The sequence below is a fragment of the Leifsonia naganoensis genome, from assembly GCF_013410615.1.
In the GTDB taxonomy this organism is placed as follows: domain Bacteria; phylum Actinomycetota; class Actinomycetes; order Actinomycetales; family Microbacteriaceae; genus Leifsonia; species Leifsonia aquatica.
In genome coordinates, this window is the sequence record NZ_JACCHJ010000001.1 from 1,037,719 (window position 1) to 1,050,614 (window position 12,896).

The following is a 12,896-nucleotide window of genomic DNA, read 5'->3' on the forward strand; positions in this document are numbered from 1 at the left end:
GACGGATCGCGCAGAGGTGCCGATAACGGAGGGAGTGGACGACCCTGTCCACGCCATCCGTCCCTCCTCTACCCGAAGGAACTCTCGTGTCCCAGCCCTTCACCACCGTGGGCGTGCCCCGCATCGTCGTCGCCTCGTTCTGGATCTGGATCGCCAGCGCCGCCCTCGGTCTGCTGTCGTTCTTCCTCGGCCTCCCCGCCCTGCTCGACAACCCCGCGGTGCACACCGCAACCGGGCCGGGCATCGTCATCGGCAGCATCGCCGGCGCGGTCATCGGCGCGCTGATCCGCGTCTTCCTCGGCCTGTTCCTGCTGCGCGGCGCGAACTGGTCGCGCATCGTGCTCACGATCATCGGCGTGATCGTGCTGCTCGGCCTCGTGGCCACCATCCTCACCGGGGACCTGATCGGCCTGCTCAGCGGCATCGCGGTCATCGTGGCGGCTGTGCTGATGTGGCTGCCCTCCGCCCGATCCCACTTCCGCCGCGCATGACCGCGGCGCAGACCGAGCCGGCGGCTCCGGCACCCACCCCCGCGAAGAAGCGGGTGCCGTACGCGCCCGACCCGCGGGTGCGCTGGGGACTCCCCGCGGCCCTGCTCGCGGTCGTCGCCGTCGCGGTCGTCTGGATGGTGCTCGTCGCGATCGTCAAGGCGGCCGCCCTCGACGAGAACCTGGCGAGCCTGATCGTCTGGGTCGTGACGTACGCCGCGGTCATCGTGGCCGCGGTCCTCATCGCGAAGAACCGGGGCTCCGGCTCGCTGCGCGTCGACTACGGTCTGGCGTTCCGCTGGTACGACGTCTTCATCGGCCTCGGCACCGGAGTGGGACTCGTGTACGTCACCGCGCCGATCAGCGCGATCATCGAAGCGCTCTACGGCAAGGTGAGCACGTCCAACGACCAGGCGGCCTCCTCCGACGGCGTGTGGCTCGTCGTCAACGGCTTCATCGCGGTTGCGGTCGTCGCGCCGTTCTGCGAGGAGCTGCTGCTGCGCGGACTGGTGCTGCGCGGCATCCGCAACAGCATCCTCCGCCGGTCCACCGGCGAGCCGACCCGGGGCGCCCAGCGCACCGCGGTCGTCGTGGCCGTGCTGGGCAGCTCGCTGCTCTTCGCCGCGCTGCACCTGCACGAGGGCATCGGCAGCCCGGTCACCATGACCAACCTCGGCGTCGTCACTTTCTGCCTCGGCCTGGTCAACGGAATCTACGCCGCCCGCACCGGCCGCCTCGGCCCCGGCATCTGGACGCACGTGTTCTTCAACCTCGTCTCCACCACCCTGATGACGGTGCGCGCCCACTCCTGAGCGTTCCGCGAGACGTGACTAGTCGCGGGTGTCCGGTCTTGGACACCCGCGACTCGTCACGTCTGGCGGGAGGTGGAGGTGGGGGTGCGGTCAGGCGACCTCGAGCTGCTCCGTTCGGGCCGAGCGGGCGGGGTGCGTGAGCGGCTCGGCGATCGGGGTCTCCGCCGCCACGCTCTCCTCGACCTTCGCGGCGAGACGGTCGAACTCTGCGGCCTCCGCGAGCTCGGCGAGCATCACCGGCACAGCGAGCGACTCGACCTCGGCCAGGGAGAGTGCTGGCTGCGACGACGCGGGCTGCGGCTGCGAAATCGCGGCGGGCTCGCGCTCCTGCAGCCGGGCGAGCCCGGCGACCGCGGCCAGCTCGGCGTCCGCCGCGGAGCGACGGCTGCGCGAGCGCATGACCACCGCGGCGAGCACCGTGACGACGCCGGCGCCGAGCGCCAGCAGGCCGGCGGTCGTGAAGCCCGCGGTGTAGCCGGACTCGGCCGGGAGGCCGTTCGCGGCCGTCGCGCCGGTCACGAGCGCGGTCATGACGGCCGCGCCGATGGCCGAGCCGACGGTGCGGAGGTTGGCGTTCATCCCGCTGGCGACCCCGGTCTGGGTGGCAGGGACGCTCTGCACGACGACGCTCGTAATGGCGGCGTAGATGAGGCCGAGGCCGATCCCGAAGACGCCGGAGGCGGCGGCCACGTCGAACAGCGAGCTGTGCAGGAACGCGAGCGACAGGCTCGCCGCCGACATGAGCACGGCTGCGATGACGATCTGCGCGCGGAACCCGACCCAGCGGGCGAGCGGTCCGCTGGCGAAGCCGGTCACGGCCATGGTCACGAGCATCGGGAGCATGAGCATCCCGGACTCCGCCACCGAGGCGCCGAGGCCGTATCCGCTGGCGGTCGGCGTCTGCACGAACCGCGGGAAGTACGCGAACACTGCGAACATGGCGGCGCCGATGAAGATCGCCGCGGCGTTCATGGACCAGACGCCGGGCTCGCGCATCAGCCGCATGTCGACCAGCGGGTGCCGCGAGCGCAGCTCGACGACCACCCAGGCGGCCAGCAGGACAGCCGCGGCGACGAACAGACCGATCACCTGCGGAGAGGCCCAGCCCCACTGCGCGCCCGTGCTGAGCGGCAGGAGCAGCGCGATCAGCCAGCCCGAGAGCAGCACGGCCGACCACGGGTTGACCCCGCCGGCAGCGCGCTCGCGGGACTCCGGGATGAAGATCAGCGTCAGGACGGCGCCGGTGACGGTCAGCGCGACGGGCACGAGGAACAGACCGCGCCAGCTGAGCACCTCGGCCAGCGGGCCCGCGAGCACGGTCCCGAGACCGCTGCCGATCGCGATGACCGACGCGATGGCGCCGATGGCCGACGGGAGGCGACGGGCCGGGAACTCGTCGCGGATGATGCCGAAGGCGAGCGGGAACATCGCCCCGCCGATGCCCTGGACGACGCGGCCGGCGATCAACACGCCGATGGACGGCGCGACTGCAGCGATGACGCTGCCGAGCGCCACCGCGAGCAAGGAGAGAACGAACACCCGGCGCTTGCCGACGATGTCGCCGACGCGGCCGAGCACGGGGGTGGCGACCGCGGCGGCGATGAGCCAGGCGGTCATGGTCCAGGTCACGCCGGAGGTCGTCGTGCCGAGATCGGACTGGATCACGGGCAGGACGGGGACGACGAGGGACTGCAGGAGGGCGAAGGAGGCCACGCTGAGGGCCAGGATGGCGAAGGTGATGCCGGGTCGAGATCGAGACATGTCGGTTTTTCTTCCGTTTCTCGAGGAGATGCCGCGAGAGCGGCTACAATTGGAGGCAGGCTCCGTTCGGAGGGAGCCTCCGGTTACGTCAACGACATTACCGGAGGCCGCCTCCGCTTCGCAACCCTTTCTGGCATACTTGTTTCGACGACCCGTTCGGAAGGACCCGCTGTGACCGGCACACAGACCGCCCATGTCGGCGTCGTGCGCCCCCAGCGGGCGGACGCGCGCCGCAATTTCGACGCGCTGCTCTCGGCCGCCCGCGAGGCGTTCGCGTCGGACGGCACCAGCGCGTCCCTCGAAGACATCGCCCGGCGCGCCGGGGTCGGCATCGGCACGCTCTACCGCAACTTCCCCACGCGCGACGCGCTCGTCGAGGCGGTCTACGTCGACGAGGTGGAGGCCGTGGTCCACGCCGCGGAGGATGCCGCGGACCTCGAAGACCCCTGGGTCGGCGTCGAGGCGTGGCTGCGCCGGTTCGTCACCTACATCGGCACCAAGAAGGCGCTGCTGGAGGGTCTCAACAAGGACTCCCCCGTGCTCCTCAGCTGTCGCACCTCCCTCTACGACGCCGGCGAGCCGCTGCTCGAACGCGCCCAGGAGGCCGGCGAGCTGCGCGAGGACGCGACGATCGGCGACGTCATCCGCATGGTCTCCGGGATCGCCGGCGTCGCGTTCGACGACGACGAGCAGCGGGACCGCGTGATCGCCATGGCCATCGACGGATTGCGCGCCCGCTAGGGCCCCGGACCGCACTGCCTACGGATTCATGGAGCTCGGCGTATACGCGGTGATCGCGGTGGCGGTCATCGTCGCCGTGGCCGCGTTCGCGCGCAAGCTCGGCGTCGCGGCGCCGATCATCCTGGTGATCGTCGGCGTCATGCTCTCGTTCCTGCCGGGCGTGCCCGAGATCGACGTGCCGCCCGAGATCATCCTCGACGGGCTGCTGCCACCCATCCTCTATGCGGCCGCGATCAGCGTCCCCCTCACCGACTTCCGCCGCAACCTGGCGCCGATCGCCGGGCTCTCGGTCGTACTCGTGATCATCACGGCATTCGCCTCGGGCTTCGTGCTGTACACGATGCTTCCCGACCTCAATCTGGCCGCGGCCATCGCCCTCGGTGCGATCATCAGCCCGCCCGACGCGGTCGCTGCGACCTCCATCGGCCGCAAGCTCGGCCTCCCGCCCCGCGTCCTGACGGTGCTGGAGGGCGAGGGCCTCGTCAACGACGCGACGGCCCTGGTGCTGCTCCGCACCGCCCTCGCGGCCGCGGTCGGCTCGCTCAGCACGCCGCTCGCCGGCGTCGCCGACTTCCTCACGGCGGTCGCCCTCGCCGCGATCATCGGGCTCATCGTCGGCTTCGTCTCCGTGTGGGTGCGCTCGAAGCTCCACGACCCCGTGCTCGACACGGCCCTCTCGGTGATCGTCCCGTTCGCGGCCTTCGCGCCGACGGAGGCCCTGCACGGCTCAGGTGTGCTCGCCGTCGTGATCGCGGGGCTCTACACGGGGCACGCGGCGCCGCGGCACTTCACCGCTCAGGCGCGCATCAGCGACACGATCAACTGGCGCACCATCCAGTTCCTGCTCGAGAACGGCGTCTTCCTGCTGATCGGGCTCGAGATCCGTACCCTCGTCGCCGACGTCGACCACCCCGAGGTGCTGAGCGTGTGGGACTCCGTGCTCCTCGGTCTCATCGCGATGGTGTCCCTCGTCGTCATCCGCTTCGTGCTCATCGTGCCGCTCATCTACTCCTTGCGAAGACGCGCCCAGCACGCCGAGAAGGCGGTGCTGAAGGAGTGGCTCCTGATCAGCTACTTCCGCGACCATCCGGTCAAGTACCGCTGGCAATCGATACGCAAGCAGCGCGCCGAGACGCGGTACCAGCGGCACCGGAGCGACCTCGAGGAGTTCCGGCAGGAGGCGATCGACTGGAAGGGCGGCGTCGTTCTCGGCTGGTCCGGGATGCGCGGTGTCGTGACCCTGGCGGCCGCGCAGTCGCTGCCGACCGACATCCCGTACCGCCCGCAGCTCATCCTGATCGCGTTCACTGTCGCGGTCGTCAGCCTGGTCGTGCAGGGCGGCACCCTGCCGTGGCTCATCCGGGCGCTCGGGCTCCAGGGCGTCGACGTGAAGGACGACCGCCGCCTGCTCGCCCAGCTGCTCGACGACCTGAGCGAGACCGGCCTGAAGGTGCTCGACGAGCCGGAGGTGGTCGCGGGGAGCACCGCCCCCATCGATCCGGAGATCGTGGAGCGGGTGCGCCAATCGTCGTATCTGCAGGCGGAGTCGGCGTGGGAGCGCATCCTGCTCTCGGACACACCGGCCGAGGGCCGACCCCACCACCTGTACCGCACGCTCCGGCTCGCTGTGGTGGACGCCGAGCGCGACCGCCTGCTGCTGGAACGCTCGCGCGGGCTCTACCCGTCTCGCATCCTCTCGGAGGCGCAATCGATGCTCGACCTCGAGGAGACGCGGCTGCGGTCGCGCTCGCGCTGAGCGGCCGTGCCGTGACAGCACGCAGCGCGGGCGCCGCCTCCTGCACAGGTCGGAGACGGCGCCCGCGCGTGCGGCCCTAGAGCACCTGCGACAGGAAGCGCCGCAGACGCTCGGACTGCGGGCGGTCGAAGAGGTCGGCCGGAGCCCCCTGCTCGACGACGACGCCCTGATCCATGAAGACGACCCGGTCGGCCACGCGGCGCGCGAACCCCATCTCGTGCGTGACCACCACCATCGTCATGCCGGCCTTCGCGAGCCCGGTCATCACATCCAGCACGCCCTTGACGAGCTCCGGGTCGAGGGCAGAGGTGACCTCGTCGAACAGCATCAGCTCGGGGTCCATCGCGAGGGCCCGCGCCATCGCCACGCGCTGCTGCTGGCCGCCGGAGAGCTGAGCGGGACGCGATTGCGCCTTGTGCTCCAGCCCCACGTCGCGCAGGCGGTCCAGAGCGATCCGCTCGGCCTGCGCCTTCGGCGTCTTCTTCACCTTGCGCAGAGCCACCGTCACATTCGACAGGACCGTCATATGCGGGAAGAGGTTGAAGTTCTGGAACACCATCCCCATCCGGCTGCGCACCGCGTTGATGTCCGTCTTGGGCGACGTGATCACGTCGTCGTCGATCAGGACCCGGCCGGAGCTCGGCTCCTCCAGCCGGTTGATCACACGGAGGAGGGTCGACTTGCCCGAGCCGGAGGGGCCGATGATGCACACCACCTCGCCCGGCTCGACGGTGAGGTCGATGCCCTTGAGCACCTCCACCGAGCCGAACCGCTTGTGGATCCCTTCGACCGCGACCCGTCCGGCTTTCGCCGGGGCCGCCGTCACGCCGGCGGGTGCTGCATCCAGAGGTGTCATCGTCTCGTCCGTCACGCTCGGTCCTCGTGTCTCGATCTGGGTCATTTCCGGGCTCCCGCCAGGTCGGCTCCGGCGTCCGGCGTCGGCGTCAGGTTCGCCGCGTCCGCCTCGCCCGTCATGACGTTCTCGGGCCGGCGACCGGTCTTGAACCGCTTGTCCATGTAGTTGACGACGTAGGTCAGCGGGATGGTGATGATCAGGTACATGATCCCCGCGGCGACCAGCGGCGACAGGTTGCCCGTCTGCTGAGCGGCGTCCTGACCGATGCGGTAGAGCTCGCGCTCCGAGATCGTGAAGCCGAGCAGGTACACCAGGCTCGAGTCCTTGATCGTCGCGATGAACTGGTTCGTCAGGGCGGGGAGCACGTTGCGCACCCCCTGCGGGATGACGATCAGCCGCATCGCCATCCCGTGCGACATCCCGAGCGCCCGGGCCGCCTCCAGCTGGCCGGGCGGCAGAGCCTGGATGCCCGAACGGAAGATCTCGGCGATGTAGGCGCCGGCGATCAGTCCGAGGGTGAGCACGCCGTACGGGTACGAGCTGTTGCCGAAGATGTGCACGCCCATCAGCGGCAGCCCCTGCCCGAGCAGGAAGATCGTCAGGATGACGGGCAGACCGCGGAGCAGGTCCACGTACACCCGGGCCGGAATCCGCAGGATCGCGCGCTTCGACATGCTCGCCAGCGCGATCAGGATGCCGATGATCGAGCCGAGCACCATCGCTCCGATCGCGAGGATCAGGGTGTTCGGGAGCCCCACGAGGAAGAGGTCGGGGAGGATCGTGCTGATCTGATCCCAATTGAAGAAGCTGTCGATAATGTTCATCGTCGATTCCTTGCCTGGCCCGGGTGCCGGTGCGGGCTACTCCGCCGAGTACTTGTTGGATGGGTGGGCGGCGTAGTACTTCGTCAGCCAGTCGATGACGGGCTGCGAGGGGTCGGCCGGGTTCCACTTCTCGAGGATCTTCTGCGTCGTGCCGTCCTTGAGGGCGTCGCGCAGCTGCTCGTTGAGCGCCTCGCGGAGGTTCGTGGCCTTCTTGTTGAGGATCCAGGCCCCACCGCGGTCCTCGGGGTTCACCGCCGAGAGCGCGATCTTCATCGGGTACTGGTCGGTGTAGAGCTTCGCCGACTGCGGGTCGACGAGGATGCCGTCGAGACCGCCGCCCGAGAGCGCGAGCCGGGCCGCGTTGTTCGATGGGAACGTCACGATGTCCGACTTCGTCCAGTACTTCTGCGCGTACTCGAGGGCCTGGCTGGACTGCAGGATGCCGATCTTCTTGCCGGCGACGTCGTCCTCGTTCTTGATGCCCGACCCGTCGGGCACGACCAGGGCGTTGTTGCCGATGATGTCGGGGAGGGTGAAGTCAACCGTCTTCCGGCGGACGTCGGTGTCCGCGATGGAGCCCATCGTGAGGTCGGCCTGGCCGCCCGCGACCAGGGGGATGAGGGTGTCGAAGTCGTGCGCGGTGATCTCGACCGTCAGCCCGAGCTTCTTGGCGGCCTCGGTGACGAGGGCCACGTCGACGCCCTGCCACTCCTTGTCCTTGATGTAGGCGAACGGCGTCAGGTCGCTGCTCGTGACGATCGTGAGCACGCCCGGTTTGATGGTCTCGTACTTCGCCGTCTTGCTGTCGGCCGTCGCGGACGAGTCCGAGCCGGCACCGCTCGAGCACGCCGTGAGGGCGACGAGCGACGCGGCGAGAACTGCGGCTCCGACGGATGCCTTGGTCCATCTCTTCATTTCACTGCTCCAATGCTGGTGTTGTCGTGAATCGATCGGGAGAGAAGGTGCTGAGATCCAGCGCCGTCGTTCCGCCGAGTGCCAGGTCGGCACCCGCATCGCCCACCGCGGCGGACATCTTGAAACCTCGGCCCGAGCAGGCCGAGAGGACGACGAGCCGGGGGTGCTCCGCCGGGATGCCGATGGAGAACTCCTCGTCGGGCGTCATCGTGATCATGCAGCCGGCCGAGTGGACCGGGACGGGATCGAGGTGGGGCAGCGCCTCCGCGACGAAGGCGCGCACCCGGGCGAGCTCCCACTCCTCGACCTCCTTGCGGTTGAGGGACGGGTCGACGACCTCGTAGCCCTCGGTGAAGTCGAGACCGATCTTCACGCCGAACTCGTCGAACTCCGGCAGGCCCCATCCCGTCTCGCCGAATCCCTCGTGCGTGAACGCCGGGAACCGTTCCGCGGTGAAAAGGGACTCCGAGCCCGCTCGCGGCCGGAACCACGAGAGGGTCGCGCGCCGGGGAGTCAGCTCGAGCGGCAGGTACGGCAGCAGGGTGCGCTGCCAGGCGCCCGCCGCGACGACGGCCGTCCGGACCTCGAAGGTGCGGTCGGCCGTCACGATGAGGACCGAGTCCTCCCGCGGGATGACTTCGAGCACCGCGCTCTCGACGACGCCGGCGCCGTGCGCCTGCGCGAGCCGCCACTCGGTGCGGATCGCGAGCTCGGGCTGGAGGTAGCCGCTCGCGGGGTCGATGACCCCGATGTCGCCGTCGGAGACGACGTGCTGGGGGAAGCGGCGTCGCAGTTGCGCGTTGTCGAGGTATTCGAGCGGGAGGCCGGTGTCGGCGCTGACCTGCTCGAGGCCGGCGATGAGCGGGCCGTCGGGGCGGCCGATGGAGAGGCCGCCGGTCATGTGGAGGACGGACTCGCCGCTCTCCTCCTCCAGGTCGCGCCACAGTGTGGCGGCCCGCTGTGCGAGCGCCGACTCCTGCGGGCCCTGCGGAGTGACCGACTTGAAGACCCGCGAGTACCCGTGCGAGGAGCCCCGGTCGTGTCCGGCGCCGAACTGCTCGAAACCGATGACGTCCGCCCCGCGGTCCGCCAGACGCCAGAGCGCGGCGCTTCCAGCCGCTCCTAGCCCGATTACGCCAACTTCCGCGTCCACTTCGCTCCTCACTGAAAACGACCTTGGTTCCTTCGCTCACCGGAACCTCCGATCGGAGGCCTCGGCCGCGAAGTAACGGCAGTCAATCACAGAAAAGCAAATGCAGTCAAGCGGAAAAGCGAGTTAATCAGAACGTAACAAAACCAGAAGTTTCGGGGCTCAGACGCGGACGACCTGGCCGATGACGGAACCCAACTCGTCGGCTTGGTGAGCGCTCAGGGCCGTGTCCGTGATCAGGAGGTCGATGTCGCCCAGCTCGCCGTAGCGGCAGAACGAGACCTTGCCCACCTTGCTGTGGTCCGCCAGCAGCACGCGGCGGTTCGAGCAGTTCAGCGCGGCGCGCTTGGTCTCGGCCTCGGCGATGTCGGGAGTGGTCAGCCCCCGGTCCACGGTCAGCCCGTTGGTGCCGAGGAAGGCGACGTCCACGTACAGGTCCTGCAGGTTGCGGATGGCGAGGGCGTCCACGCTCCCCAGGGTCAGCGCCCGGACGCGGCCGCCCAGGATGACGACCGTCGCGGCGGTGCTCCGCGAGGTCAGCTGCAGCGCGATCGGCAGCGAGTTGGTGACCACCGTGACCGGCAGATCGGCGGGGATGAGCTCGGCGAAGCGTGCCGTCGTCGAGCCGGCCTCGATGAAGATGACACCGCCCGTGGGGATCTCCTCGAGAGCCGCGCGCCCGATGCGCTCCTTCTCGGCCGCCCACTCGGTGCGCACGGTCACGCCCGGCTCGTACGCCAACGTCTCCACCGGGAGTCCGCCGCCGTGGACGCGGACGATGAGGCCGTCCTCCTGCAGTGCGGCCAGGTCCTTGCGCACGGTCTCGGGCGTGACGGCCAGGGACTTCGCCGCCTGCGTCACCCGCACCCGCCCGTGCTGGCGGGCGGCTTCGAGCAGGAACCGCTGGCGTTCGGGCCCGGAGAGCCGCTCGTCGGCATCGTCGTCAGTCATCGCTTCTCCCTCTTCTGCGGGTTCGGTGTCGCGGGCTCGCCGCCTGCGTTCCACATTGTACGGTTTTGTTTCTCCCTTGACTGGTTCGATATCTCTGTGCTTTGCTTTGTTTACTTTGGGTTTGCAACGGAACGATGTGAAGTCGTGGAGGGTCGGGTCATGACGGAATCTGAGCGGGACGAGCTGCCCACCGGCTGGCCGTCCGGACCGGGCGCGACACGGACCATCGCCGTCGTCGGGCCGAACCCCGCCATGGACCGCACCGAGGAGATCGAGCACTTCCGGCCGCACGAGGTCAACCGTGCGGCGGTGAGCAGCCCGCGGGCGGGCGGCAAGAGCTTCATCGTCGCCCGGGCGCTCCGTCGCCTGGGCGACGACGTCACGCTCTACGGCTTCCTCGGCGGAGCGACCGGAAGCTACCTGCGGGACGAGTGCGCCCGGCTCGGGATCCGCGACCGCCACACCGCGATCGCGGACGACACCCGGATCAACACCATCCTGGTCGACGAGCGCACGCGCCTGTCCACGGTGATCAACGAGCCCGGACCGCAGGTGTCACCCGCCGAGCTTCGGGGACTCACCACCGCCCTCGCCACCGACATCCGGAGCGGAGACCTGCTGGTGCTGACCGGCAGCCTCCCGCGCGGCGCCGACGACACCCTCTACGCCGACCTGGTCGTGCTCGCCTCCCAGCGCGGCGCGCTCTCGATCGTGGACGCGGAGGGCGAGACCCTCGTGCGGGCCGCCGCCGCCCTCCCCTGGGCCGTCAAGTGCAATCTCGAGGAGTTCCTGGCCATCGCCCCGGACGCACCCGAGCGCATCGTCACCGAGGACGACCGGCGCCGCCTCGTCACCTCCATGCAGTCCGTCGCGCGCTGGGGCATCCAACTCGTCATCGTCACCCTGGGAGCCGACGGACTGGTCGCGGTCACGAAGAGCCACGCCTACGAGGTCGTCGCCGCCGCGGTCGAGACCAAGAACGCGACGGGATCCGGGGACACCTTCCTCGCGGGGTTCGTCTCCGCGTGCGCGGCGGGCTCCTCCCTCCCACAGGCGCTGCAGCACGGCGCCGCGGCCGCGAGCGCGAACGCAGCGGTGCTGGTCCCCGACATCGGCCCGGAGCCGCGGCTCGATCCGCTGCTCCGGCGCACGCGGGTCCGCCGGCTGGCCTCCGCCGCAGAACCGTCGGTGGCGCCGCGATGACGTTCATCGGGATCGACATCGGGACCACCCGGATCAAGGCCCTCCTCTACGACCCCGCGTCGCCGGAGCGCCGGCTGACCGAACGGCGGACGCCGGTGACGAGCTCCGCCATCGGCGACCTCCGCGATGCGGACGCCGTGCTCGACGCCGTCGTCGCCTGTCTCGACGAGCTGCTCGAGTCGGCGACCGTCGAGGAGCGCGCCGCGCTGGCGGGGATCGGCGTAACCGCCCTCAGCGAGGAGGTCGTCCTCCTCGACGAGGACGGGTCGTCCATCGGCGCGATGCCCACCTGGTACAACCGGGAGGCGGGCACGGCGGCCGCACGCGAGCGGGGCATCGACTCCTCCTTCTCGTGGGCGAAGCTGCGCTGGGCGTTCGACGATCTCGCCGATGGCGGCTCCGCCCGCTTCCCCGGCACGCGATCGGATGACGTCACCGGCGTGACCACGCTGAGCGGCTACATCGCCGACCGGCTCGCCGCCGCCGGCCGCTTCGTCATCGACCACTCCCACGCCTCCCGCACCGGGTTCTTCGACGTCCGCACCGCGACGTGGGAACCGGACGCCTTCACCGGCACGGGCTGGCCGGCCTCCGCCCTCCCCGAGCTCGTTCCCACCGGAGCGATCGTCGGCACGCTCGACGCGACCTTCTCCCAACGCTGGGGAGTCCCGGCGACGGGCGCGGTCGCCCTCGCGGGCCACGACCACTTCTGCGGAGCCTTCGCCGTCGGCGTCCGCGGCGAGGGCGAGGTCTACCTCTCCGCCGGCACGTCGGAGGCGCACTGTCTGATCGTCGACGACGCTCCCACCGGCCCGCTCCCCGACGGGGTCGGCCTCGGCCGCTACGTCGACGGGCAGCGCTTCTACCTGCACCGGCAACTGCCGTCCGGTCATCTCTATCAGCAGTGGCGCGGTCTGCTCGGCCTCGCCGGGCTGACACAGATGGAGGAGGCCGAACTGCTCGCGGCGCAGCCCATCGGATCGCGCGGCGCGACGGTCGTCCCCGGCACCGGGACCGACGCGCGCAGCTCCTTCCTCGCCGTCGACCCGGATGCGGGCGCTGCAACGCTCCTCCGCGCCCTTCTGGAGGGGCTGGCGTGCGCCGCCCTGGAGACCGACCGCGATCTCGAGCGGATCTCGCAGCGTCCCATCACGGCGATCGTCGCATCGGGCGTGCCCTGCCGCAGCCCGTTCTGGCAAGAGTTGCGGGGCCAGCTCAGCGCGGCACCGCTCACCGTGAGCGACGAAGAGGAGGCGCCGGCGCTCGGCGCCGCCTTGATCGTCCAGCGGAGCACGACGGGCCGGGACGTGGAGCGGCCGCCCACCATCCCGGTCGTTCCCGACCCGCAGCGGAGCGACGCCTACCGTGCCGTCTTCGCGCGCTACGAGGCCGCTCGCGCGACCCGCTGACCTCCTCCCCTGATCCACGCCCCCTCATCC

Annotated in this window: 12 protein-coding genes; 6 read left to right on the forward strand and 6 right to left on the reverse strand. The window is 70.1% G+C overall.

Annotated features, from left to right (window positions below):
• Positions 1 to 86 precede the first annotated feature (86 nt).
• Both HNR14_RS04970 and HNR14_RS04975 read left to right on the forward strand, forming a co-directional pair.
• Positions 87 to 491, forward strand: coding sequence for a hypothetical protein (locus HNR14_RS04970; RefSeq protein WP_179700141.1), 405 nt, complete (start codon positions 87 to 89; stop codon positions 489 to 491).
• Entirely contained in the window at positions 488 to 1,300 is an 813-nt protein-coding gene (locus tag HNR14_RS04975) for a CPBP family intramembrane glutamic endopeptidase (protein ID WP_179700142.1), read from the forward strand. The genes HNR14_RS04970 and HNR14_RS04975 overlap by 4 nt, the downstream gene beginning before the upstream one ends.
• 90 nt (positions 1,301 to 1,390) lie before the next feature.
• On the opposite strand, the gene HNR14_RS04980 is transcribed toward HNR14_RS04975, so the two are convergent.
• A complete protein-coding gene (locus HNR14_RS04980) occupies positions 1,391 to 3,061 on the reverse strand; it encodes an MFS transporter (protein ID WP_179700143.1) in 1,671 nt (556 codons plus the stop codon).
• A gap of 171 nt (positions 3,062 to 3,232) precedes the next feature.
• On the opposite strand from HNR14_RS04980, the gene HNR14_RS04985 reads away from it, so the two are divergent.
• Together HNR14_RS04985 and HNR14_RS04990 are read left to right on the forward strand one after the other, a co-directional pair.
• The gene (locus HNR14_RS04985) at positions 3,233 to 3,802 is read left to right on the forward strand and encodes an SbtR family transcriptional regulator (protein WP_179700144.1); all 570 of its coding nucleotides are present in this window, start codon (positions 3,233 to 3,235) and stop codon (positions 3,800 to 3,802) included.
• Between the two features lie 28 nt (positions 3,803 to 3,830).
• Positions 3,831 to 5,558, forward strand: a complete 1,728-nt coding sequence (locus HNR14_RS04990) for a cation:proton antiporter (protein ID WP_179700145.1) — start codon at positions 3,831 to 3,833, stop codon at positions 5,556 to 5,558.
• A 76-nt stretch (positions 5,559 to 5,634) separates the two neighbouring features.
• On the opposite strand, the gene HNR14_RS04995 is transcribed toward HNR14_RS04990, so the two are convergent.
• The 5 genes from HNR14_RS04995 to HNR14_RS05015 all read right to left on the reverse strand — a co-directional run bounded on the left by HNR14_RS04995 (position 5,635) and on the right by HNR14_RS05015 (position 10,254).
• Positions 5,635 to 6,414, reverse strand: coding sequence for an amino acid ABC transporter ATP-binding protein (locus tag HNR14_RS04995; RefSeq protein WP_179702537.1), 780 nt, complete (start codon positions 6,412 to 6,414; stop codon positions 5,635 to 5,637).
• A gap of 41 nt (positions 6,415 to 6,455) precedes the next feature.
• Entirely contained in the window at positions 6,456 to 7,238 is a 783-nt protein-coding gene (locus HNR14_RS05000) for an amino acid ABC transporter permease (RefSeq protein WP_179700146.1), read from the reverse strand.
• 36 nt (positions 7,239 to 7,274) lie between these two features.
• Positions 7,275 to 8,153 carry an ABC transporter substrate-binding protein gene (locus HNR14_RS05005; RefSeq protein ID WP_179700147.1) on the reverse strand — a complete coding sequence of 293 codons (879 nt, stop codon included), beginning with the start codon at positions 8,151 to 8,153 and terminating at the stop codon, positions 7,275 to 7,277.
• Between the two features lies 1 nt (position 8,154).
• On the reverse strand, positions 8,155 to 9,306 hold the full coding sequence (solA, locus tag HNR14_RS05010; RefSeq protein WP_179700148.1) for an N-methyl-L-tryptophan oxidase: 1,152 nt from the start codon (positions 9,304 to 9,306) through the stop codon (positions 8,155 to 8,157).
• A 159-nt stretch (positions 9,307 to 9,465) separates the two neighbouring features.
• The gene (locus tag HNR14_RS05015) at positions 9,466 to 10,254 is read right to left on the reverse strand and encodes a DeoR/GlpR family DNA-binding transcription regulator (RefSeq protein WP_179700149.1); all 789 of its coding nucleotides are present in this window, start codon (positions 10,252 to 10,254) and stop codon (positions 9,466 to 9,468) included.
• 159 nt (positions 10,255 to 10,413) lie between these two features.
• Here HNR14_RS05015 and HNR14_RS05020 point away from each other — a divergent pair, with 159 nt between their 5' ends.
• Positions 10,414 to 11,457, forward strand: coding sequence for a 1-phosphofructokinase family hexose kinase (locus HNR14_RS05020; RefSeq protein WP_179700150.1), 1,044 nt, complete (start codon positions 10,414 to 10,416; stop codon positions 11,455 to 11,457).
• On the forward strand, positions 11,454 to 12,866 hold the full coding sequence (locus HNR14_RS05025; RefSeq protein ID WP_179700151.1) for an FGGY-family carbohydrate kinase: 1,413 nt from the start codon (positions 11,454 to 11,456) through the stop codon (positions 12,864 to 12,866). The genes HNR14_RS05020 and HNR14_RS05025 overlap by 4 nt, the downstream gene beginning before the upstream one ends.
• Positions 12,867 to 12,896 lie beyond the last annotated feature (30 nt).